Origin of the sequence: Acinetobacter cumulans (assembly GCF_003024525.3) — a bacterium.
In the GTDB taxonomy this organism is placed as follows: Bacteria; Pseudomonadota; Gammaproteobacteria; order Pseudomonadales; family Moraxellaceae; genus Acinetobacter; species Acinetobacter cumulans.
Genome location: NZ_CP035934.2, coordinates 243,465 through 267,835, shown reverse-complemented (window position 1 = coordinate 267,835; position 24,371 = coordinate 243,465). Strand labels below are relative to the sequence as shown.

Below are 24,371 nucleotides of genomic sequence, written 5' to 3'. Positions count from 1 at the left end.
ACTGCTTAATATCGCATCCATTTCTCGAATATATGCATATATAACGTATTTCGATCAATGGATGCTAGTGTTATCTTTGAATCAACAGTTTATTTGCTTTTTGATATCCCCTAGGCAATAGCACACCTTTAGAGGCACGCTTCCCAATATACTTCTGCAAGTCATCACCTTTTAGCTTTAATTGCTGATTTCCTGCAAGCACTTGAATTATTTCATCTAGGTTAAGTGTTGTCATGGATACAATTTGATCTTTGCCTTCAAGTTGTATCAATTTATTACCCTTACCTTTATTCAGACTTGGCAAATCTTGTAGGTCAATTAACAATAAACGGCCTGCTGAACTGAGCAGTGCAAGATGTGTATATTGCTCAATCGCATGTAAAGGCAATGGATTTGCATCGTCAGATAACGTTAGGAAAGCCTTACCAGCTTTGGCATTGGTGTCTAAGTTTTTGGCTTGGGTTTTAAAGCCATAACCTTTATTACTCAGTGCTAAAAGCTCAGCATCATCCTCTGCCATAAACACCTGTTTAAAGCCAACGCCACTTGCAGGAGATAATTTTGAACTTAAAGGCTCACCTAAACCACGTGCTGATGGCAAAGTATTAATCGCTAAAGCATAACTACGGCCAGATTCATCCAAGACATATACACGTTGATTTGACTTACCTTGTGCATGACTTAAGTATTGATCACCAGCGCGGAAATTTAGATTTTCGGCATCAACGTCGTGGCCTTTCGCTGAACGAATCCAACCTGCTTCCGATAACACAACCGTTACAGGATCAGCTGGCATCATGTCCTGCTCATTGATCGCATGTGAATCTTCACGTTGCACAATTGGCGAACGTCGATCATCACCAAATTTTTTCGCATCGTCTTTGAGTTCGTTAATAATTAATGATTTGAGTGATTCAGGGTTGGCCAATTGTTCACGAATAATGGCTGCACGAGCTTCCAACTCTTCTTGCTCACGGCGCATTTCCATTTCTTCAAGTTTGGCCAAATGGCGTAACTTAAGTTCTAAAATGGCTTCTGCCTGAATCTCATCAATCCCAAAGCGTTCCATTAATACCGGTTTAGGTTGATCTTCTTCACGAATAATTCGAATCACTTCATCAATATTTAGGTAGGCCACAATCAAGCCACCCAAAATATGCAAACGCTTTTCGATTTTATTTAAATGATATTGCAAACGACGCGTTACCGTTGTCTTACGGATTTCAATCCATTCCAACAAAATACGACGAATCGATTTCACTTGTGGACGGCCATCTGCACCAATCATATTCATGTTGACGCGATAGCTAGACTCAAGGTCAGTTGTTGCGAATAAGTGGCTCATGACCGCTTCAGCATCAATACGATTTGAACGTAAGACAATCACTAAACGCGTAGGATTTGCATGGTCTGATTCATCACGTAAATCACTGACCAACGGCAGTTTTTTCGCCTGCATCTGATCTGCAATTTGCGAAATGACTTTAGAGCCAGAAACTTGGTAAGGTAGCTCAGTAATCACGATTTCATTTTTGTCGATCGTATAAACTGCGCGGGTACGGTAACTACCACGACCCGTCGTTTGAATTTTCAGTAATTCATCCGGCGCCGTGATAATTTCGGCTTTGGTCGGTAAGTCTGGCCCAGGAATATACTCTGCAACCTTCTCATCCGTTAGATTTGGATTACGAATAAGAGCAATCGTGCCTTTGACCACTTCGCGTAAGTTATGTGGCGGGATATCGGTGGCCATCCCGACTGCAATACCCGTTGTCCCGTTTAATAAAATATTAGGAACGCGCGCAGGCAAATTTACAGGTTCTTTCATTGAACCGTCAAAGTTATCCTGCCAATCACAGGTGCCTTGACCGAGTTCAGAGAGCAGCAAATCACTGTAGGCCGATAGCTTTGCTTCGGTATAACGCATGGCAGCGAAGGACTTTGGATCATCGGGTGAACCCCAGTTGCCTTGACCTTCAATAAATGGATAACGATAGCTAAACGGCTGTGCCATAAGCACCATTGCTTCATAACATGCCGAGTCACCATGTGGGTGATATTTACCCAAGACGTCACCCACAGTACGTGCAGACTTTTTTGGCTTACCTGTGGGCTTGAGGCCTAACTCACTCATGGCATAGACAATACGGCGCTGTACAGGTTTAAGACCATCACTAATATGTGGCAAAGCACGGTCCATAATCACGTACATGGCGTAATTAAGATAAGCTTGTTCGGTAAATTCTGCTACGGAACGGTTTTCTGTCGCATGATGCGCAAGGCTTGTCATAACAACCTTTAATCCTAATAAATTCGTTTTTGTATATGGGTTCTTATGCTATGTCTCTGCCGTGCTGGACACAAGTGGCGAAACTTACACACAGCGACAAATCTTGTCTTAAGACAGCTCTATTGCCGTAAAATTATCCACTTTATGATAAATGTTCAACTTCTAATTTGAATTTTCAAGCACAAAAAAAAGCAGGTCACAGAATTTAATCTGTACCACCTGCTGATGTTTGCTTTAGGTTGGGCATTCATGCTTTCACGCCAGTGATCCGCTGAATTTAGATGCACTGCCAAAACAAATTGTTTTGTCCAAACTTATAAGCCTAAAGACTCTAAAGTTTTGCCTTTGGTTTCTTCACCCAAGACCAAAATCACAAAGGCAACCGCAAACAGTACGGCAGTAAACATGGTAAAGACCATACTAAAGCCATTGTTCATGACCATCATGTGCGTGACTGCCAAGGGCGCGACAATCCCCCCCATACGGCCAATGGCGGCTGCCCAGCCCGAACCAAAAGCGCGAATATTGGCTGGATATTGTTCTGGTGTATAGGTATACAGTACGCCCCATGCACCAAGGTTGAAGAAAGACATTAAACAGCCCCAAACCACAATCATCGTGACGGTTTCTGCCTGTCCAAAGAAATACGCCGATACTGCGCACATGCCAATAAAGCCTGCCAACGTGGCTTTGCGTCCTAATTTTTCGACCAACCATGCTGCCACGATATAACCTGGCAACTGCGCTAAAATCATGACCAGTACATATTCGAAAGACTGCACAATGGTATAACCTTGTTTGACCAATAAGCTTGGCAACCAGGTAAAAATGCCATAATACGAATAAACAATACCAAACCAAATGAGCCACAGCATCAGGGTACGGCGTGCAAATACACCCGACCAGAGCTGTTTAAATGACACATTTTGCTGCTGCGCAACAGGCTTCACTTCAAATATTTCAATCACCTCTACACCGCACTTGGCTTCAATTTTTTTAACCAAGGCATGTGCTTCAGCATGACGGCCACGGTTAATTAAATACGGAATAGACTCAGGCACAAACTTCCAAATAACGATGGCATATAGTGCAGGCAAGCCCCCAATTAAAAAGGCTGCATGCCAATTAAAATTTGGAATCACAAAATAAGAAACCAAGGCAGCCACCAACCAGCCCAAGCCCCAAAAACTTTCTAGTAATACAATAAAGCGCCCACGCACATGAGCAGGTATATATTCACTCACCAAAGTTACAGCAACCGGAAGCTGACCACCCAAACCTAGACCGACCACAAAACGAAATAGCAAAAGCCAAGTTAAGTTGGGAGCAAAAGCACAGGCTGCTGTCGCAAGACTGTAAATCACCAAAGTGACAGCAAAAACAGTTTTACGCCCAATACGATCAGCTAAAGCGCCTGAGCACACTGCACCAATTGCCATACCCACAAAGCCAATAGATACCACCCAACCCTTTTCAGCAGGTGTCATGGCCCAGTCTTCAGCCATTTTGGCCAAGATAAAGGAAATTAAACCCGTATCCATGGCATCAAACATCCAGCCTAGCCCGATGACCAACAATAAAGTGTAGTGAAAGCGTCCAATTGGCAGACGCTGTATGCGTGAGACTAAATCCATAACAAGATCTCTGATAGGGTGAAAGAATGCATGCTGCCTTCACAACAGGAATTATGATTTTGCTATTTTAAGTATTGTGTGAGATGCAGAATGACCATGATCACTCACGGTCATTCTACTATGAAACTAAGAGAGGTCTTTAGAAGATGCTGACTGTTCGTCATCGTCTTTATAAATAAATTTCGGCATTTCTAAGCCAAAATAGATCGCAATCACACGTAAGCTAAAACCAAAGACTAAGGTAGCAATCACGGTTAGCTCTAGTGATAAACCGAGTTCTAGACAGATCCAATAACAAATGACTGCAACAAAGGAAATAGACGCATACAGCTCACGGCGGAATACCAGTGGCACATCGTTACATAAAATGTCACGTAAAATACCGCCAGAGACACCCGTCAAAACACCCGCAACTGCGCACACCACAAAACCATGTCCCATTTCTAATGCAATTTGGCAACCAATAATGGTAAAGCCAATCAGACCAAGGGCATCCAGCAACAAGAAAATATTGCGTAAGTGACGCATCCACTTGGCAATTAAAATAGTCACAAAAGCGGCACAGCATGTCAGAATCAGGTATTCAGGATGTTTAACCCATGTCAGCGGATAATGTCCCAGCAATACGTCACGCACTGAACCACCACCTAAGGCAGTCACACAGGCAATCAGCACCACCCCAAACCAGTCCATACTACGTCGTCCCGCAGACAACGCTCCTGTCATGGCCTCTGCCGTAATTGCAATGATATAAATAATGGTGAGTAACATTGCCCTTCATCCGCTGATGGGTAAAAGATGCGCGCTATTCTAAGTCAAATTTTAGAAAAAGTTACAGAAATTGCGCACAGCATTGCTTAAATTTTTTCGTTGAACCACAAATACACGGCTGTTTCATGGTGATTTGCATCTCTACAGTCGGATCGAGAAAATACCAAGCCGTATTGTGCTTCACAAAATGTGAAATTTCATGGTGTATATGTGCTTGCTGACCATCATGATAATGCGCTTTAAATTCGACTTGCGCATGCGTTTTATCTAGCTTTTCTTGGGCTTGTACCACCTCTAACTTCAACCATTGATTGTCCTTACTCCAAGCTGTAATCGCAGGGACATCTAAGAAGGCTTGCTGACCTTGTGCCGTCGTCGCAACGATATAGTCAATTTGCTGTAAGGCAAAAGCACTGTAACGAGATCGCATTAACTGGGCAGCGGTTTGGGCTTGTTCACGACCTGTATGTAAAAGCTGGCAACACTCGGCATACACGCCTAAACCACATGGACACTGTATTTCTGACATGTTTGTTACTCTGCAAATATTGAATTAAAAATAGCCCAACTGAGTGGGCTATTTGGGCAAAAGCATAGATCCATTTAACTTTGAAGTTTAGTGCTCTTCACTCGGGTTATGCACATTAATCACATGAACCTTGTCAATTTTATGACCGTCCATCGTCACCACTTCAAAAATATGATCATCCGCTGTTAATTTTTCACCATTTTCAGGCAAACGCCCTAAGTGAAATAAAATATAACCAGAAAGTGTCGAATATTGCTCTGACTCATCCACCAAATCACAGCCCAATAATAAGGACACATGGCGAATATCAGTTGAACCGTCCAGCATCAACGTACCGTCTTCTAAACTTTCTGCAACGGTATCGAGTTCATCTTCATCTGGGAACTCACCTGCAATGGCTTCGAGCACATCAATTGGTGTTGCAATCCCCTCGATTGAACCATATTCATTTAACACAATCGCCATTTGTAGCGGTGCTTGACGCATTTGTTCCATCACCATCAACACTTGTGCATTTTCATGCACAATCACAGGTTCACGCAGGTGCTTTTCAAAGTTCACCTCACCTGTTTCAATATATTCGTTCATGATTTTGTGCGTTAACACCACACCTGCGATATTGTCTAATTCGCCATGTGCCACAATCAAACGTGAATGTGTTGTACTTAATAACTGCTCACGAATAAATTCAGCATCTTCGTCTAAATCAATCCATTCCAGCTCTGGACGAGGTGTCATCACTGATTTCACAGGACGCTCGGACAGACCCAATACCCCCTGCACCATCACGCTGTGGTACACGCCATTGTCTTCATCAAAGACTTCATCGGCAAATGCACGAGTCGCCAAAACGTCTTCATGATTATCGTTCTGAGTTTCTGAGGCACTTTTCCCGCCCAACATACGCATGACAGCTGAAGCAGTCCGGTAACGTAAATCAGTCGTAGTCACCATTTTTTCCTGATTATGACGCATAGTCTGATTCAGGAATTCAATCAGTACAGAGAAACCAATTGCAGCATATAAGTAGCCTTTTGGAATATGGAAACCGAAGCCTTCAACCAATAACGAAAAACCAATCATCATTAAGAAACATAGGCACAAAATGACCACAGTCGGATGACGATTGACGAAATTCATCAGCGGTTTAGAAACTAAGAGCATGATGCCAACGGCAATGACCACCGCAATCATCATCACGGGGAGTTGCTTCACCATACCCACTGCCGTGATCACGCTATCTAACGAGAACACTGCATCAAGAACCACAATCTGAATAATCACCATCCAGAAAGTCGCATGCACAGGATTTTCTTCTTTGAGCATTGGCTTGTTTTCAAGGCGCTCACGGAGTTCCATCGTGCCTTTAAACAGTAAAAATACCCCACCAAATAACAGAATCAGATCACGTCCCGAGAAAGGATGCTCAAAGACATGGAACAGTGGTGTGATCAGCGTCATGACCCAAGCAATCGATGCCAGCAACACTAAGCGAATACATAGCGCGAGCAACAAACCGACTTTACGTGCTTTATCTCGTTGTTCTGGTGGTAATTTTTCCGCCAAAATAGCAATAAAGACGAGGTTATCAATACCCAGTACAATCTCTAAAACCACTAAGGTGAGTAAGCCTACCCATGCAGAAGGGTCTGACATCCATTCAAAGATCATGAGTGATGCTCCTGAATTTCAGCCTGAATGGCGCAACGAGAAATCTGTTGTGTGAGGAATAAAAGACGCGCGGAGGCGATTGAAGTATTTATTTCTAAAAATTTTATACGTGCCGAGTGACAACTATCACTGCCCATGTTCGTTCATATCTGGTGAAACAAGTTTTTAGTATATCAAGATGAGACAAAATTTCATCTTTTTTATGCAACGACTATTTGCGTTTTTTTGTGCAAAACAGCCCGCTTCGACATAAATACGTCATCCTTAAAAGTTAGGCTAGAGCCGTTAAAAATAACGTGCTAAGGTAATAAAAACAATGATGAACAGCGTATTCAATATGTCGAATCAATTACAAGAAGTCTCTCCTAAAACAACCACTCCCCTTGTTGCACTGTATTGTGGCTCACGCTCGGGCAACAACCCTATTTATTTAGAAAAAGCCGTGGCTTTGGCCCAAAATATTGCAGAGCATGGCTTTGGTTTGGTCTATGGTGGTGCAAGTATCGGACTGATGGGCCAAGTAGCCGATGCGGTCATTCAACATGGCGGTGAAGCGGTCGGCGTAATCCCTGAATTTATGCTGGATTATGAAATTGCACACCACAACCTTACCGAATTACATGTGGTGCGTACCATGCATGAACGTAAAGCCATGATGGCTGAACGTGCCAGTGCCTTTATTGCTTTGCCTGGTGGTTTAGGTACTTTTGAAGAAATTTTGGAAATTGCCACTTGGGGGCAGCTGAATCAGCACCAAAAACCCATGATGCTCTACAATGTGAATGGCTTTTATGATGCACTGATTGCTCAATTAGACCATGCCGTACAAGAAGGATTTTTGCCACCGCAACATCGTGCCAAACTGATTGTGTGCAATTCCTCTAAACAAATTTTAAATGCTTTAAAAAATCTAAATTGTCCAAAACAATTTGTGGTGTAGCATCACCTCTCAGATGAAACATCAAAAAAGCGGACCTCATGTCCGCTTTTTTTCATTCAACTTAATCTATTCGACTCAACCTGAAATAAGCTGATAGAACCAAGGCAAAGTGGTGGCCAATACAATACTCATAATCAGACCAATCATGAGTTTCATCGCATCCTTACTCACATTACGTGAAGTGCGGTACTTGTTGACCTCATGTAAATGCATCGACATCGCAAACTCACGACCAGCCAGTAAACCTAAGAATACCCATGTGGTACTCATTGGAATATTGCTCCACTCTTTAAATATCAACAAAATTGAGGCGTAAATAAAGTCGATAATCGTAGCAGAACGTATATCTGCAACCCCAGTTTTGGTATCAATAATTTTTTGAATTGCCCCGCCCCGCTGGTACAAAATCACACCGAGAAGCACCACAAATAAGCTCACGGCAAAAATCATAAAACTTAAGGGCACTTGTCGTGGCAGATAAACAAAGATATTGGCTAAATCTTGAATTAACCATTGGCTCCATAAAAAAGCCGTAGAAATCCACTGTAAGCCAATCCAAATATGTGAGGGCTCCTGATCACGCGTCTTACTGAAATATACCGAAATCTGTTTAATCACAAAGCGGTAAACAATAATGCCCACCACAAAAGCAACCGCATAACCCATCATCGATTTGGTCAGCATCGAGCCCAAACTACTTGGCGAAAATATTGTAAGCACCAAGAAAGTTGTACTCACAGGAATCCCATATTTGGTTAATAATATGAGTAAAATCGGCGGCACGATATATAACCACGTAATGCCTTCTTTCGGGAATGGAATCGTTTCCAAGCGTCCGTATGATGCATCGCCTGTACCTGATGCATACCAGCCATACATCAATACCACCACTAAAATCGTACTGATATATAGCCATAACACCCACCATGGGCGGTGTGCATTGGAAGAAATAAACGTGCCTAAAGTTTGCGGAACGTCATTTCCAACAATGGAATAGGCTGCTAAGCAAAAGCCAATCACCATTAAGATTTCAATTGTCATGAAAACAGAATACCTTTGCCGTACAGAAAAAGCCCCTCATACACTGAAGGACTCGAAGCTATTATGACAGCTAAATAGCAAGACAAACAATTTCAGCCTCGTATTTTATGTATTTACAACCGAAACGTAGCCCAAATCGCGTATTTAAGAGCTCATCTACTGCATGCCCTGCTGTTCAAGCAACTTGAGGAATTGATCTAAAAAGCCTAAAACCAAGATACGGTTTTAGCACATGATTTTCTGTCTATTCCCCTGTACATTGCGTACACTGCTTATACATCATTCTCCGTTATTTTTTGCCCTGCTTATGAATGCCACGCCCACACATCAAGCCTTACAACCCGAATTTAGACTTTTGGTTTTGCTGGTGTCTATTGGCTTTTTTATGCAAGGGCTCGACACCACAATTGTAAATACTGCCATTCCTGCCATGGCGGGTAGCTTGCAAGAAGACCCGCTCCAATTACACAGCGTGGTGGTGGCTTATGTGCTTGCTGTGGCGGCCTGTATTCCTCTCAGTGGTTGGCTAGCAGATCGCTTCGGGGTTCGAAATACTTATTTTAGCGCGATTATTATTTTTACCTTGGCCTCATTGGGCTGTGGCATGTCGAGCTCTTTGAATGAATTATTATGTTTTCGCGTACTTCAGGGCATTGGTGGTGCATTACTATTACCCGTAGGCCGTCTAGCCATGCTGAAGGTCATTCCGCGTACGCAGTTTTTATCGGCCATGAGTTTAATGAGTCTGGCTGGTCTCATTGGTCCCCTTTTAGGTCCAACACTTGGTGGTTGGTTGGTGGAAAATACCAGTTGGCATTGGATTTTTCTGATTAATCTTCCCATGGGTATTTTAGGATGTTGTATTGCATTCAAGGCCATGCCTAATGTGACTGAACCCACGGTACAGCGTTTTGATTTTGCAGGCTTCATCCTTCTCGTGATTGCCATGGCTGGCCTGACCCTAGGTATTGAACAATTTGCCAGCGTGGAAAATTCACTGCAGTGGAGCCTCGGCCTGATGTTTGCAGGTCTCATCGCTGCACTGCTTTATGCGGTCCATGCCCACACCCACCAAAATGCCTTATTCCGCAGTAAAATGTTTAAAAACCGCATTTATGCAATCGGAATTGTGGGGAATTTTTTTGCGCGCTTGGGCGGTAATGCCATGCCCTTCTTGTTGCCTCTAATGCTCCAAGTTGCCTTTGGCCTAGAACCTTTAATGACGGGTTTACTCATGATTCCAACAGTTTTAGGTTCTTTGGCCTCTAAACCGCTTATTCGCCCAATCATCCAACGCTTTGGCTATCGCAATGTCTTATTGCTCAATACTTTACTGGTCGGAGCTTGTATTGCCAGTTTTGCCTTAAGCACCCCTTCGACCCCAACGTGGATATTGGTCAGTCATTTCTTTATTTTTGGTCTACTCAATTCATTGCAATTTGTGTCTATGAACACACTTACTTTAAAAGATTTGCCACAACAAGATGCCAGTAGTGGCAACAGCTTCCTTTCTATGATCATGATGGTATCTATGAGTATTGGCGTGGCATTGGCAGGCACATTGGTCAATATGTTTATGGCCTATTATGGCAGCTCGCATGTGCTCAATGCATTCCATATCACGCTAATGTGTTTAGGAGCCATCAACCTCATTACTGCGCTTATTTTTTGGCAAATCCCCAAACATACGGCGGTTTAATGCGACAAATCATCTGTCGTCTTACTCGATGCAGAAAGTACATAGTGTGCTTAGAAACTTCGCGCTATCATAGAGATCTCTTTAAAAGACTTTGATCTCTTATGAAAAAATCATCTGCACTCAGATCATACACACCCTATATCGGTGTCACAGGTCTAGCGATGATCGCCCTACTGATTTATATGCTGTTGGTGCCTCATCGACCTGCCAGTGCAGAAGAGTATCCAGTCAAAGGCTTCGACGTTTCACATCATCAAAAGGATATTCAGTGGAATAAAATCTCCCCTGAAAAATTTCAATTTGTGTACTTGAAAGCCACCGAAGGTGGCGACTTCAAAGACACCAAGTTCCAAGACAACTGGTTGCAAGCCCGTGAACGTGGTTTTTTAGTTGGTGCCTACCACTTTTACCGGTTATGTCGTGATGGCAAAATTCAGGCTGAAAACTTTATTGCAACCGTACCCAATAAAGACGATGCCTTGCCCCCTGTGATTGACCTCGAATATGACAGTCAATGTATAAATACGTATAGCAAACAACAAATGCTGCAAGAAATTCAATACATGCATGATCGTTTGGCACAGCACTATGGTAAGCAGCCCATTTTTTATGTGTCGAAGTCTTTTTATAATATTGTGTTGGCAGGTGAGTTTCGCAATACCCCACTTTGGGTACGTGAATACAAAGGCAAGCCTGATTTAAAAGACCAACCTGAGTGGCTATTTTGGCAGCATACCAATCAAGGTCAAATACGCGGGATTGCCACCACAGTTGACCTCAATGTGTTTCAGGGAAGCCAAAAACAATGGCAGGCTTTTTTACTCAAAAATGGCCTCTATCCACCTCAACTTAAACAAAAGACTGCTCCAAAATAAGTTCGACCTAAGCACTTAAGATCCGCCTATGCGCAAAATTATCCATATTGATATGGACGCTTTTTATGCCTCTGTAGAGTTAAGAGAGCGTCCCGAGCTGAGCCATTTACCTGTGGTGGTATCTTCACACCATCCACGGGCTGTGATTTGTGCGGCCTCCTATCCTGCGCGTGAATTTGGCCTGCGCTCAGCCATGTCGATGAGCCAAGCGCTTAAGCTCTGCCCACAAGTGACCGTTATTGAACCAAATTTTGATAAATACCGAGCAGTATCAGCACAAATCCACCAAATTTTTCAGCGTTATACCACGCAAATTGAACCACTCTCGCTAGATGAAGCCTATTTAGATGTGACTGAAAATTTGCAAAACCTGCCCAGTGCAACTGCGGTTGCTGAACAGATCCGTGCCGATATTTTTAATACCACAGGACTCACCGCCTCTGCTGGCGTTGCGCCCAATAAATTTTTGGCCAAAATTGCCTCAGATTGGAATAAGCCTAATGGCATTTGTGTAATTAAACCCAATCAGGTACAACAATTTATCCAGCACTTGGCGCTCAAGAAAATTCCAGGGGTAGGCAAAGTCACGCAAGAAAAACTTAAAAGCCTAAATTTAGAAACACTTGGCGATTTACAACAAGTAGATGAAAATCTGCTGATCCAACACTTTGGCAAATATGGCAAACAATTATTTTTATATGCACAAGGCATTGATGAGCGAGCTGTTCAAAGCGAACGTCAACGGCAGCAAATCTCGAAAGAAACCACATTTGATGCAGATTATAATCTACAACAATGCCTGCCTTATTGGCCCAAACTGATTGATCAAGTCTGGAATGCCCTCGAAAAAAAACAACTTCACGCCCGTGGTGTATCAGCCAAACTTAAGCTGAAAAATTTCCAAGTCATCCAACACAGTAAAAGCTTTAAACACGTCTTACACAGTAAACAAGAACTGCATCAAGCCCTTACGCAACTATTAGAAGAAATGCATATCGCTCCAAATTTGCAATTTCGTTTAATTGGTATTGGCGTGTATCAATTGAGTGAAGTACAAGCCGATGCCCAGCTTTCACTGCTTTAGTTCCTTCTTAACGCTCAACTTTTACACAAAAGAATAAAATTAAAGCAATTTATACTTCACATTGCCACAATATAGAGTAATCTATCAGCGCGGTGCATTTATCCATGTATACGCTGAGATGCTGAAAATCACCTTTACTTTCAGCATAATGTCCTGTAGTTGGCGTGACGATCAATCCGAATATTGCAGGACATCTCTGCTGTCATTCATGGAACACTTCTCTTGCATGTTGCATGTCTCCTGCCTCCCCCCTTCAGCTAAACCAGCTTTTAAAAAAATATGCGCATAAAGACGCTTTAAATTGTTTAGCACTATTATCGTCAATTGCTACAGCTTTATCCCTCATGATGGGTGCAATACACTGTATAAACATTCTGTTTTTTGCTTGGGTTGCCAACCGTTTGGATCAGCATGAAATGTGCTATTTGCTAGTTTAATTGGTGATTTGGCTACGTTAAGATTGTTTAAGGCCTTAAATGCACAAAACACAGGACTAAATTCATGACCATACAAAGACTTCATGTCTCTTCGCGCTTTTCTGAAATTGCTATCGCTGGAAATTTAGTCCATTTGGCAGGTCAACTTGCCACAGATACCAGCTTAGATATTCGAGGCCAAACCCAACAAACCCTCGACATTATTGACCAGTTTTTGGCAGATGCTGGCACAGATAAAAGTCAGATCATGTCTGTGACCATATATTTAAAGGATATTGAGCAAGACTACGCCGCTTTTAATGAAGTTTGGGATGCATGGGTAGCAGACATCGAGGCCTTACCCCGCACCTGTGTAGAAGCAAAAATGTATTTACCTGAAGTATTGGTTGAAATGACCGTTGTGGCTATTAAGCCAGTCGCAACAGCTTAAATCGTTAATTTAAAAATAAAAAAGCATGCTTCTGCATGCTTTTAAAAAAATGATTGATATACCGACTTGAACAGCTAACTCAATAACTTCACTTTCTTGCGCTCTAAATCAGAATAAAGGTGATATTTCTTTAAACCATTGACAGTCGGCGTATTTAAAATTGGAGCATTCGGATTTAAGAAATCTTCCCGAAGTTGAAAATACTCTGGTACATCGTCATATCGCACTACACGGTATCCCGCCATTTCCAATAGCGCATCTTGATATTGTGCAAGCTGTGGACGTTTGAGAACCATAGGATCATCCACTGCTACAATTGCAGTTACTTGTTGATTTTGATCTAAAATAACAAAATCAGCGACCATATTACGGTATTTATTACGTGTCCGATAATATTTGGTTGTTAATAAGGCATCAAAAGAAACATGTGCCAATACAATATGGCTCGGTAAAATTTCCTTAAGCCGTGTATAGGTCAATTGCTCATTGATATTAAAGATCGCACGTTGTTTAAGCGCGCTATCCTGTTGCTTTTCTCCAGTTTCTAAACTTTTCCAAGCAATCATTAGCATACAGAGGAGTAAAATACTCCCTATTACAATATAAATTGCCATGTTACATAATCCTTTACATTTCTTATAATCATTCGGACTGCACCACTAGCTTTACCCACCATCAAAACGCTGGGATATTCTATCGAGTGTACAGTCTGTTTTATTTTAAATTGTCCAAATCATCAATTTGCTTCCAATCCTCACGAAAAACATATCCAAATTTACAAAATAGCGTAACTTTCAAATATTCAATCCATTGGACTAGAACAGCAAAGGCAAATCATTTGCCCTATTTCACACTGTAGATCATTCGCAGAAAAGCTGGCAAGCACAGATTTAAAACCCAACCACAATTCCGACAAAATGCATACCAGATGTCCATCTCACCATATTTTCAGCACCAAATGCATAAAAACCAAGACCAATATAGGGTTCATGTCGAACACCTAAATCAAGCACATAAAAAAGGATGCCGAAGCATCCTTTTTTTAAATTTTAATATGAACTTTAAGCACGTGATTTAGACTTAGACTTTCCTTTCGTTTGACTACCAGAAAAAGGTTTTTTGTCACCTGTTTCACGTGGCGGTAAACCTGTATGCTGCGTCAAAATCTGACCTTGTTCTGGGCGTTTTTTGGTATTTGAAGGGCGTTGACCTTGTGCAGCCTTCGTGCGATTACCTTGCTCACCAGTACGTTTTTGTGAATCGCCCGCCACGCTTGAATTTTTCTTACGTGCTGACTTGTATTCACCTTCTACACTTGCAGGCTGATAGGTTGGAATCAAATGTTGCTTAGAATTACCAATCAAATCTTGGCGACCCATTTCCTTCAAAGCTTCACGTAATAATGGCCAGTTATTTGGATCATGATAACGTAAGAATGCTTTATGCAAACGACGTCGCTTCTCACCTTTCACAATATCTACATCTTCAGTATAACGCGCGACTTTCGCCAGCGGGTTTTTACCCGTGTAGTACATGGTCGTTGCTGTTGCCATTGGTGATGGATAGAAGGTTTGTACCTGATCGGCACGGAAACCGTTCTTTTTCAACCAAACAGCAAGGTTCATCATATCGTAATCGGTTGTACCCGGATGCGCCGCAATGAAGTAAGGAATCAGATATTGCTCTTTACCTGCTTCTTTACTAAAGCGATCAAACATTTGCTTAAAGCGGTCATAAGTACCAATACCAGGTTTCATCATCTTCGATAATGGGCCTTTTTCGGTATGTTCAGGTGCAATTTTTAAATAACCACCGACATGATGTGTCACCAACTCTTTGACATATTCAGGATTAAGCACCGCTAGGTCATAACGCAAACCAGAGCCGATCAAAATCTTTTTAATACCCTTTAATGCACGTGCCTTACGGTAGAGCTGAGTTAAAGGTGCGTGATCAGTATGTAAGTTTTGGCAAACCCCTGGGAATACACATGATGGCTTACGACAGTTCTTTTCAATTTCAGGATCTTTACATGCCAAACGGTACATATTTGCCGTTGGACCACCTAAGTCTGAAATAATCCCTGTGAAGCCTGGCGCAGTGTCGCGAATCTTTTCAACTTCACGCAAAATCGATTCTTCAGAACGGTTTTGAATGATACGACCTTCATGTTCGGTAATCGAGCAGAAGGTACAACCACCAAAACAGCCACGCATAATGTTCACAGAGAACTTAATCATGTCAAACGCTGGAAAACGTGCTTGACCATAAGATGGATGTGGTAAACGCGCGTATGGAAAATCAAAGACATAATCCATTTCTTCCGTAGTTAACGGAATTGGCGGTGGGTTTAACCAAACATCACGTTCGCCATGCTTTTGTACCAAAGCACGTGCATTACCTGGATTGGTTTCCAAATGTAAAATACGGTTAGCATGTGCATAAAGCACAGGGTCATTCACCACCTCTTCAAAAGCAGGCAAACGAATTACAGCTAACTCACGCGGTGGTAATTTGTGTTTAATTGCTTTCGATGAGGGCTGTAGCTGTACAATTTGCGTGTCGCTATCAAGTTGATCACCTTCACGCACAATTGGATTAGCAACCAATTCTTTTTGGAAGTTTTGATAATTGGCTAAGCTGTTGCCTTTATCTTGTTCAATCTCACAACCATCTAAATCTTCGGTCATGACATAAGGGTTGATGATGGGATCAACGCGACCAATAGTATCCACATCATTGGATGCGATTTCTACAAACTTCGCTTTTGACGCGCGATTATGCTTATTAATAATAAATGCAGTACCACGAACATCGGTAATCTCGTGGATTTTTTCGCCTTTGGCTAAACGATGCATCACCTCAATGATTGAACGCTCACCATTACCATACATGAGTAAATCGGCTTTTGAATCCATCAAAATTGAGCGACGCACTTTATCTGACCAATAGTCATAATGTGCAATACGACGTAATGAACCTTCAATACCACCTAAAAGCACAGGAACATCAGGATAAGCTTCACGGACACGCTGGCAATATACTGTTGCGGCACGGTCTGGGCGTTTATTTGGCAGATTATCTGGCGAATAAGCATCATCTGAACGGATTTTACGGTCAGCCGTATAACGGTTGATCATAGAGTCCATGTTGCCTGCCGATACACCCCAGGCAATATTCGGTTTACCCAGCACTTTAAATGCTTCAGCAGAAGTCCAATCAGGTTGCGAAATAATACCTACGCGAAAACCTTGAGCTTCCAAAGTACGACCAATAATACCTGTCACAAATGATGGATGATCGATATAAGCATCACCACAAACAAAAATGAAGTCACAACTATCCCAACCGAGTTGGTCCATTTCCTCACGTGACATCGGCAAAAAGGGCGCTGGTTCAAAGCATGACGCCCAATATTTGTCGTAATCAAACAACGCTTTAGGCGCTGTCTGCATGGTATAAGCAGTAGACATGGCTAGCAATTCTCGGCTGGCAGATGGAAGATCAAAAGTAGATCAAAGATGAAAGCCGATCATTTTACCATGAATTCCATTCAGCTTGCTTGATTATAATTTATACAAAACCTGTTAACTAATAATTATAATTTCATACAGACAGCACATAAAAAAAAGAGCGCCTGGAGGCGCCCTAAACTTGGAACATGTACATATTAGTTTTTTACAATTGTTTGTGTCGTATAACGATCTGCCTGCCCTTTCACTGCTAAAGCTTGTTCATATTTTACTTGCATAGCAGGTAGGTTTTTTTCAATATTGGCCATACGTTTTGCAAATAAATCATCATTCATTAATGGTTTAACATTATATGCTTTGCGACGAATACTTTCGGCTTGGAACTTATTCCAGAATTTCACGGCTGCATCAGGGTTATATCCTGCACGTGACATAATATCTAAACCAATAAGATCTGCTTCAACCTCAATGTTCCAACCTTGTGGAATCATCGCTGTTTGGCTCGCAGCACTTGCCGCTGCTGAAGCAATACCGCCAACGCCAGCTGTAGCCGTTAATAGCGCAACATTACTTGCCAACATAATTGATGCTTTTTCACGGTTATGATCGCGGAGTGAATGTGCCATTTCATGCGCAATTACAAATGCAAGCTCATCTTCATTCAGCTTTAATCCCCAATACAAACCCGTATTCACAATAATTTTGCCACCTGGTAATGAGTGTGCATTTAACTCACCATTTAAATTCCCTTTGATATCCCAATTCCAAGCTTTCGCCCCAGTACGAAAAACATCAGCTTCAGATTTAAGATTTTCTAGTACATGATCCAATTTACGGTCAATCACTAAAACTTGCTTATCTTTTGCTTGATTCACAAACCGTTTATAAGATTTATCCGATTGTGCATTCCATACTTTTTCAGGAATCACCATAAATTGTTTACGCTCAGCACCAGCCGTACCCATTTTTGTAGTACTCATGCAACCAGTAAACAACAAACAGCCTAGTGTCATCGCTAAAAAATTAAGATTTCTCATAAATCACCTTTGGCTATTAAATACTGTGGGAATAAGCATATTAAAGTTAATTAGAACTAAAAAATCAAAGCCATTCATCGGAAGACCAATGAATGCTTAAAAATATTTTTATTTATTGTTTTTCAAAAACTTATATTAATATAAAAAACATTAACACCCTCATAAATATCTATAAATTTGAATCATTATTCAAATTTAATATGAATAATATGATGTAGTTCATACTATTTCAAATAATAGTCATTTTGTATTAATAAAGTCTATTTATTGGTTATATTTCACATTTTCTTATTAAATTGATAGTTTTTCACATTACAAATGAGATACGATTCGCACTTTATAAAATTACAATTTTTGCTGTTTTTTTTCGCCAAACATAACTTTGGTCGTATTGAAATCTATCCTCGATAGCAACAAAAATGAAATTACTTTCAAAAAATTGCTCTTTTTTATGTAAAAAACGAGCTTAAAATCGTCAAATTTGGCGAAAAAATCTAGATTTCGCCTAAAAAAATAAATACCATTACCATGTGAAAGCCTAAAAAATGCCAAATAGCATAAATATAAATGAGCAATATTACTTATAAATTTAACCTTATAGCTCTCATAAGATTATTATGAGCACACAGATATATTGATATTAGCCATCATTTTAACTGCTTTATAATAAGCTGAATGATCAATGGATTTGCAGATGCTAAGCTCACTCGATCATACTATTGAGCCTCTTAGCGTTAAAAACACTGCAATGGACATATCCTCAACACTGATAGCTCGCCCTGCCCTACACGCTTTCTGAGCCAGCCTTCTAGTAGCCTCCAAGCCCTCTTTCTGTATATTCTTTATTTATAACATTCCAATTTTTCTAATTTCTAAAATATTTCACACATAAAAAAACACCCCCTGCACTAGTCAGGGGGTGTTTCGAATAATGAGCTGGCGATGACTTACTCTCACATGGGTAACCCCACACTACCATCAGCGCTAAGAGGTTTCACTTCTGAGTTCGGGAAGGGATCAGGTGGTTCACTCTTGCTATTGTCGCCAGCACAACTTGGATGCTTACTCGTTTGGTCTTACTTGGATGCCGAACTTTCGTCAAATGAGTTATTAACAGATCATATCTGAGTCGAATTGTATGTTCTAGCGTTAGCTGAATCAAGTATTTCAAGACCGTTTGGTCTTTAATGAATCAATCTCTGCTCACTGCTTGCGCAGTTCGTACAACAACTGTTTGGGTGTTGTATAGTCAAGCCTCACGAGCAATTAGTATTGGTCAGCTTCATGCGTCACCGCACTTCCACATCCAACCTATCAACGTCGTAGTCTTCAACGGCTCTTTAGAGGAATAAATTCCTAGGGAAATCTTATCTTGAGGTAGGCTTCCCGCTTAGATGCTTTCAGCGGTTATCCCTTCCGAACATAGCTACCCGGCGATGCGACTGGCGTCACAACCGGTACACCAGAGGTTCGTCCACTCTGGTCCTCTCGTACTAGGAGCAGATCCTCTCAAATTTCCAGCGCCCACGGTAGATAGGGACCGAACTGTCTCACGACGTTCTAAACCCAGCTCGCGTACCTCTTTAAATGGCGAACAGCCATACCCTTGGGACCTGCTTCAGCCCCAGGATGAGATGAGCCGACATCGAGGTGCCAAACACCGCCGTCGATATGAACTCTTGGGCGGTATCAGCCTGTTATCCCCAGAGTACCTTTTATCCGTTGAGCGATGGCCCTTCCATACAGAACCACCGGATCACTAAGACCTACTTTCGTACCTGCTCGACTTGTGGGTCTCGCAGTTAAGCGCGCTTTTGCCTTTATACTCTACGCGTGATTTCCGACCACGCTGAGCGCACCTTCGTACTCCTCCGTTACTCTTTAGGAGGAGACCGCCCCAGTCAAACTACCCACCAGACATGGTCCTCGCTCCAGATAATGGAGCAGAGTTAGAACCTCAATATTACCAGGGTGGTATTTCAAGATTGGCTCCACAGCAACTAGCGTCGCTGCTTCAAAGCCTCCCACCTATCCTACACAAGTAAGATCAAAGTTCAATGTCAAGCTGCAGTAAAGGTTCACGGGGTCTTTCCGTCTAGCCGCGGGTACACCGCATCTTCACGGCGATTTCGATTTCACTGAGCCTCTGCTGGAGACAGCGCCCCCATCATTATGCCATTCGTGCAGGTCGGAACTTACCCGACAAGGAATTTCGCTACCTTAGGACCGTTATAGTTACGGCCGCCGTTTACTGGGGCTTCGATCAAGAGCTTCGCTTACGCTAACCCCATCAATTAACCTTCCAGCACCGGGCAGGCATCACACCCTATACGTCCACTTTCGTGTTTGCAGAGTGCTATGTTTTTAATAAACAGTTGCAGGGGCCTGGTTTCTGTGGCTGCCGATAGCTCAGGAAGCAAGTTCCATCACCGTCAGCAGCGTACCTTCTCCCGAAGTTACGGTACCATTTTGCCTAGTTCCTTCAGCAGAGTTCTCTCAAGCGCTTTGGTCTACTCGACCTGACCACCTGTGTCGGTTTCGGGTACGATTCCTGTGTAACTGAAGCTTAGAGACTTTTCCTGGAAGCATAGTATCAGCCACTTCACTGTACAAGTACAGCTTGCTATCAGATCTCAGCATAGAGTACCCCGGATTTGCCTAAGATACATGCCTACATCCTTTCACCTGGACAACCAACGCCAGGCTGACTTAACTTACTCCGTCCTCTCATCGCATTACACAGAAGTATTGGAATATTAACCAATTTCCCATCGACTACGCCTCTCGGCCTCGCCTTAGGGGTCGACTCACCCAGCCCCGATTAACGTTGGACTGGAACCCTTGGTCTTTCAGCGAACGGGTTTTTCACCCGTTTTGTCGTTACTCACGTCAGCATTCGCACTTCTGATACCTCCAGCAGACTTCTCAATCCACCTTCATCGGCTTACAGAACGCTCCCCTACCACTTGCAATAAATTGCAAATCCGCAGCTTCGGCATATAGTTTTAGCCCCGTTACATCTTCCGCGCAGGCCGACTCGACTAGTGAGCTATTACGCTTTCTTTAAAGGGTGGCTGCTTCTAAGCCAACCTCCTAGCTGTCTATGCCTTCCCACATCGTTTCCCACTTAACTATAATTTAGGGGCCTTAGCTGGCGGTCTGGATTGTTTTCCTCTTGACTACGGACGTTAGCACCCGCAGTCTGTCTCCCGGATAGTACTCATTGGTATTCGGAGTTTGCATCGGTTTGGTAAGTCGGGATGACCCCCTAGCCGAAACAGTGCTCTACCCCCAATGGTATTCGTCCGAGGCGCTACCTAAATAGCTTTCGGGGAGAACCAGCTATCACCAAGTTTGATTAGCCTTTCACCCCTATCCACAAGTCATCCCCTGGCTTTTCAACGACAGTGGGTTCGGTCCTCCAGTTAGTGTTACCCAACCTTCAACCTGCTCATGGATAGATCACCTGGTTTCGGGTCTACACCCAGCAACTAAACGCCCTATTAAGACTCGGTTTCCCTACGGCTCCCCTATACGGTTAACCTTGCTACTGAATGTAAGTCGCTGACCCATTATACAAAAGGTACGCAGTCACCGAACAAGTCGGCTCCCACTGCTTGTATGCATGCGGTTTCAGGATCTATTTCACTCCCCTCACAGGGGTTCTTTTCGCCTTTCCCTCACGGTACTGGTTCACTATCGGTCAGTCAGGAGTATTTAGCCTTGGAGGATGGTCCCCCCATATTCAGACAAGGTTTCACGTGCCTCGCCCTACTCGACATCATCATATAAGCCCTTTCGTGTACAGGACTATCACCCACTATGGTTGCACTTCCCAGAGCATTCCACTAGAACTTATATGACTTAATGGGCTGTTCCCCGTTCGCTCGCCGCTACTGAGGGAATCTCAATTGATTTCTTTTCCTAAGGGTACTGAGATGTTTCACTTCCCCTCGTTTGCCTCGCAACACTATGTATTCATGTTGCGATACCTACCTTACGATAGGTGGGTTTCCCCATTCAGAAATCTCCGGATCATAGGATATTTGCCGCCTCCCCGAAGCTTATCGCAGGCTATTACGTCTTTCATCGCCTCTGACTGCCAAGGCATCCACCACATGCACTTAATTACTTGACTATACAACCCCAAACAGTCGTTTATCCTTACAAGTAGGATAAGCAACAGAGTTTGTCTTACGACTTACTCATACAGTTGGCGTCTTGTGCATTTAAGCACTGTACAGCTTCAATTAGATTCATATACCAAAACGCTTGATTCAGTTAATTTCGCTAGTAACTCATAGCTTCTATCTTCACATCACAGTAATAAATCACTGTTAGTGTTAATGTCAGTTATGAGTATGAACAAATTATTTCAACTCAAATATATTCTGTTAATGATTTAACATGCCTTCGTCAGGTCATGTTGCTGTGATAAATCACAGAGCTTAATAACAATGAAGCGCATTCTACGCTAGTTTGTTGCTAAGCTCTATAACCTAAGCACTTGATCGCTTAAAGACTAAACTAACAGTCAGCTGACTGTTCATTTATTAACTTGTCTTTTATACATCGCTTTGCGATGTATGGTGGAGACTAGGAGAGTCGAACTCCTGACCTCCTGCGTGCAAAGCAGGCGCTCTACCAACTAAGCTAAGTCCCCAGCTTATCAATTAAGTCAATGTCTCTGTTTTCTGTTTGCTCTCATATTTTATTCAAATATTTCGTTAGTCAGATTTGGTGGGTCTGACAAGACTTGAACTTGTGACCCCACGCTTATCAAGCGTGTGCTCTAACCAACTGAGCTACAGACCCTCAGATACATCGTCATGAAGAACAACTTGTTGTGGATTCTTACCAGTCGCCAATCTTTCGTTAAGGAGGTGATCCAGCCGCAGGTTCCCCTACGGCTACCTTGTTACGACTTCACCCCAGTCGTCGGCCACACCGTGGTAAGCGTCCTCCTTACGGTTAGACTACCTACTTCTGGTGCAACAAACTCCCATGGTGTGACGGGCGGTGTGTACAAGGCCCGGGAACGTATTCACCGCGGCATTCTGATCCGCGATTACTAGCGATTCCGACTTCATGGAGTCGAGTTGCAGACTCCAATCCGGACTACGATCGGCTTTTTGAGATTAGCATCCTCTCGCGAGGTAGCAACCCTTTGTACCGACCATTGTAGCACGTGTGTAGCCCTGGTCGTAAGGGCCATGATGACTTGACGTCGTCCCCGCCTTCCTCCAGTTTGTCACTGGCAGTATCCTTAAAGTTCCCGGCCGAACCGCTGGCAAATAAGGAAAAGGGTTGCGCTCGTTGCGGGACTTAACCCAACATCTCACGACACGAGCTGACGACAGCCATGCAGCACCTGTATGTAAGTTCCCGAAGGCACCAATCCATCTCTGGAAAGTTCTTACTATGTCAAGACCAGGTAAGGTTCTTCGCGTTGCATCGAATTAAACCACATGCTCCACCGCTTGTGCGGGCCCCCGTCAATTCATTTGAGTTTTAGTCTTGCGACCGTACTCCCCAGGCGGTCTACTTATCGCGTTAGCTGCGCCACTAAAGCCTCAAAGGCCCCAACGGCTAGTAGACATCGTTTACGGCATGGACTACCAGGGTATCTAATCCTGTTTGCTCCCCATGCTTTCGTACCTCAGCGTCAGTATTAGGCCAGATGGCTGCCTTCGCCATCGGTATTCCTCCAGATCTCTACGCATTTCACCGCTACACCTGGAATTCTACCATCCTCTCCCATACTCTAGCTTCCCAGTATCGAATGCAATTCCTAAGTTAAGCTCAGGGATTTCACATCCGACTTAAAAAGCCGCCTACGTACGCTTTACGCCCAGTAAATCCGATTAACGCTCGCACCCTCTGTATTACCGCGGCTGCTGGCACAGAGTTAGCCGGTGCTTATTCTGCGAGTAACGTCCACTATCCCTAGGTATTAACTAGAGTAGCCTCCTCCTCGCTTAAAGTGCTTTACAACCAAAAGGCCTTCTTCACACACGCGGCATGGCTGGATCAGGGTTCCCCCCATTGTCCAATATTCCCCACTGCTGCCTCCCGTAGGAGTCTGGGCCGTGTCTCAGTCCCAGTGTGGCGGATCATCCTCTCAGACCCGCTACAGATCGTCGCCTTGGTAGGCCTTTACCCCACCAACTAGCTAATCTGACTTAGGCTCATCTATTAGCGCAAGGTCCGAAGATCCCCTGCTTTCCCCCGTAGGGCGTATGCGGTATTAGCATCCCTTTCGAAATGTTGTCCCCCACTAATAGGCAGATTCCTAAGCATTACTCACCCGTCCGCCGCTAGAAATCGGTAGCAAGCTACCTATTCCCGCTCGACTTGCATGTGTTAAGCCTGCCGCCAGCGTTCAATCTGAGCCATGATCAAACTCTTCAGTTTAAAATCAATAGTACCTTTAAAGGGTACCAATCTTGGCTCATCAATT

14 protein-coding genes, 2 tRNA genes and 3 rRNA genes are annotated in these 24,371 nt (G+C 43.1%); 5 read left to right on the top strand and 14 right to left on the bottom strand.

Going from position 1 to position 24,371, the window contains the following annotated elements; translation table 11 throughout:
* Window positions 1–70: 70 nt before the first annotated feature.
* The 5 genes from parC to C9E88_RS01180 form a co-directional block, all read right to left on the bottom strand.
* Window positions 71–2,290 (bottom strand): DNA topoisomerase IV subunit A, encoded by a 2,220-nt coding sequence (gene parC, locus C9E88_RS01200; RefSeq protein WP_106983842.1) that lies wholly within the window; start codon window positions 2,288–2,290, stop codon window positions 71–73.
* A 314-nt stretch (window positions 2,291–2,604) separates the two neighbouring features.
* Window positions 2,605–3,924 carry a niacin transporter NiaP gene (gene niaP, locus C9E88_RS01195; protein ID WP_106983841.1) on the bottom strand — a complete coding sequence of 440 codons (1,320 nt, stop codon included), beginning with the start codon at window positions 3,922–3,924 and terminating at the stop codon, window positions 2,605–2,607.
* A 126-nt stretch (window positions 3,925–4,050) separates the two neighbouring features.
* Window positions 4,051–4,695: a trimeric intracellular cation channel family protein gene (locus C9E88_RS01190; protein ID WP_106983840.1), complete on the bottom strand. Its 645-nt coding sequence runs from the start codon at window positions 4,693–4,695 to the stop codon at window positions 4,051–4,053.
* 61 nt (window positions 4,696–4,756) lie between these two features.
* Entirely contained in the window at window positions 4,757–5,224 is a 468-nt protein-coding gene (locus C9E88_RS01185) for a YchJ family protein (protein ID WP_106983839.1), read from the bottom strand.
* 87 nt (window positions 5,225–5,311) lie between these two features.
* Window positions 5,312–6,895, bottom strand: coding sequence for a TerC family protein (locus C9E88_RS01180; RefSeq protein ID WP_106983838.1), 1,584 nt, complete (start codon window positions 6,893–6,895; stop codon window positions 5,312–5,314).
* A gap of 319 nt (window positions 6,896–7,214) precedes the next feature.
* Here C9E88_RS01180 and C9E88_RS01175 point away from each other — a divergent pair, with 319 nt between their 5' ends.
* Window positions 7,215–7,835, top strand: coding sequence for an LOG family protein (locus tag C9E88_RS01175; RefSeq protein ID WP_106984090.1), 621 nt, complete (start codon window positions 7,215–7,217; stop codon window positions 7,833–7,835).
* A 75-nt stretch (window positions 7,836–7,910) separates the two neighbouring features.
* Here C9E88_RS01175 and C9E88_RS01170 read toward each other — a convergent pair whose 3' ends face one another.
* Window positions 7,911–8,876 (bottom strand): hypothetical protein, encoded by a 966-nt coding sequence (locus C9E88_RS01170; RefSeq protein ID WP_106983837.1) that lies wholly within the window; start codon window positions 8,874–8,876, stop codon window positions 7,911–7,913.
* 307 nt (window positions 8,877–9,183) lie between these two features.
* Between C9E88_RS01170 and mdtD the strand changes: the two genes are divergently transcribed.
* From mdtD to C9E88_RS01150, 4 genes are all read left to right on the top strand, one after another.
* Complete coding sequence (gene mdtD, locus C9E88_RS01165; RefSeq protein ID WP_106983836.1) at window positions 9,184–10,575, top strand: multidrug transporter subunit MdtD; 1,392 nt, start codon at window positions 9,184–9,186, stop codon at window positions 10,573–10,575.
* Between the two features lie 161 nt (window positions 10,576–10,736).
* Complete coding sequence (locus C9E88_RS01160; RefSeq protein WP_227865910.1) at window positions 10,737–11,450, top strand: glycoside hydrolase family 25 protein; 714 nt, start codon at window positions 10,737–10,739, stop codon at window positions 11,448–11,450.
* A 28-nt stretch (window positions 11,451–11,478) separates the two neighbouring features.
* The gene (gene dinB, locus C9E88_RS01155) at window positions 11,479–12,534 is read left to right on the top strand and encodes a DNA polymerase IV (protein WP_106983834.1); all 1,056 of its coding nucleotides are present in this window, start codon (window positions 11,479–11,481) and stop codon (window positions 12,532–12,534) included.
* Window positions 12,535–13,035: 501 nt separating this feature from the next.
* Window positions 13,036–13,401, top strand: a complete 366-nt coding sequence (locus C9E88_RS01150; protein ID WP_106983832.1) for a RidA family protein — start codon at window positions 13,036–13,038, stop codon at window positions 13,399–13,401.
* A 74-nt stretch (window positions 13,402–13,475) separates the two neighbouring features.
* Here the strand turns inward: C9E88_RS01150 and C9E88_RS01145 are convergent, their stop codons facing one another.
* From C9E88_RS01145 to C9E88_RS01110, 8 genes are all read right to left on the bottom strand, one after another.
* The gene (locus C9E88_RS01145) at window positions 13,476–14,015 is read right to left on the bottom strand and encodes a DUF2726 domain-containing protein (RefSeq protein WP_106983831.1); all 540 of its coding nucleotides are present in this window, start codon (window positions 14,013–14,015) and stop codon (window positions 13,476–13,478) included.
* Window positions 14,016–14,462: 447 nt separating this feature from the next.
* Window positions 14,463–16,874 carry a YgiQ family radical SAM protein gene (locus C9E88_RS01140; protein ID WP_106983830.1) on the bottom strand — a complete coding sequence of 804 codons (2,412 nt, stop codon included), beginning with the start codon at window positions 16,872–16,874 and terminating at the stop codon, window positions 14,463–14,465.
* 197 nt (window positions 16,875–17,071) lie between these two features.
* Entirely contained in the window at window positions 17,072–17,911 is an 840-nt protein-coding gene (locus C9E88_RS01135) for a M48 family metallopeptidase (RefSeq protein WP_227865841.1), read from the bottom strand.
* Window positions 17,912–18,845: 934 nt separating this feature from the next.
* Window positions 18,846–18,960, bottom strand: a 5S ribosomal RNA gene (gene rrf, locus C9E88_RS01130).
* Between the two features lie 196 nt (window positions 18,961–19,156).
* A 23S ribosomal RNA gene (locus C9E88_RS01125) occupies window positions 19,157–22,049 on the bottom strand.
* Window positions 22,050–22,498: 449 nt separating this feature from the next.
* Window positions 22,499–22,574: transfer RNA gene (locus C9E88_RS01120), tRNA-Ala, on the bottom strand.
* Window positions 22,575–22,649: 75 nt separating this feature from the next.
* Window positions 22,650–22,726 (bottom strand) — tRNA-Ile (locus C9E88_RS01115).
* A gap of 61 nt (window positions 22,727–22,787) precedes the next feature.
* Window positions 22,788–24,325: ribosomal RNA gene (locus C9E88_RS01110) — 16S ribosomal RNA — on the bottom strand.
* Together the 16S, 23S and 5S rRNA genes with 2 tRNA genes alongside form the textbook arrangement of a ribosomal RNA operon.
* Window positions 24,326–24,371 lie beyond the last annotated feature (46 nt).

Coding starts and splice junctions, on each gene's coding strand:
- parC (WP_106983842.1), bottom strand. CDS start 2,290: ATGACAAGCCTTGCGCATCATGCGACAGAAAACCGTTCCGTAGCAGAA.
- niaP (WP_106983841.1), bottom strand. CDS start 3,924: ATGGATTTAGTCTCACGCATACAGCGTCTGCCAATTGGACGCTTTCAC.
- C9E88_RS01190 (WP_106983840.1), bottom strand. CDS start 4,695: ATGTTACTCACCATTATTTATATCATTGCAATTACGGCAGAGGCCATG.
- C9E88_RS01185 (WP_106983839.1), bottom strand. CDS start 5,224: ATGTCAGAAATACAGTGTCCATGTGGTTTAGGCGTGTATGCCGAGTGT.
- C9E88_RS01180 (WP_106983838.1), bottom strand. CDS start 6,895: ATGATCTTTGAATGGATGTCAGACCCTTCTGCATGGGTAGGCTTACTC.
- C9E88_RS01175 (WP_106984090.1), top strand. CDS start 7,215: ATGAACAGCGTATTCAATATGTCGAATCAATTACAAGAAGTCTCTCCT.
- C9E88_RS01170 (WP_106983837.1), bottom strand. CDS start 8,876: ATGACAATTGAAATCTTAATGGTGATTGGCTTTTGCTTAGCAGCCTAT.
- mdtD (WP_106983836.1), top strand. CDS start 9,184: ATGAATGCCACGCCCACACATCAAGCCTTACAACCCGAATTTAGACTT.
- C9E88_RS01160 (WP_227865910.1), top strand. CDS start 10,737: ATGATCGCCCTACTGATTTATATGCTGTTGGTGCCTCATCGACCTGCC.
- dinB (WP_106983834.1), top strand. CDS start 11,479: ATGCGCAAAATTATCCATATTGATATGGACGCTTTTTATGCCTCTGTA.
- C9E88_RS01150 (WP_106983832.1), top strand. CDS start 13,036: ATGACCATACAAAGACTTCATGTCTCTTCGCGCTTTTCTGAAATTGCT.
- C9E88_RS01145 (WP_106983831.1), bottom strand. CDS start 14,015: ATGGCAATTTATATTGTAATAGGGAGTATTTTACTCCTCTGTATGCTA.
- C9E88_RS01140 (WP_106983830.1), bottom strand. CDS start 16,874: ATGTCTACTGCTTATACCATGCAGACAGCGCCTAAAGCGTTGTTTGAT.
- C9E88_RS01135 (WP_227865841.1), bottom strand. CDS start 17,911: ATGAGAAATCTTAATTTTTTAGCGATGACACTAGGCTGTTTGTTGTTT.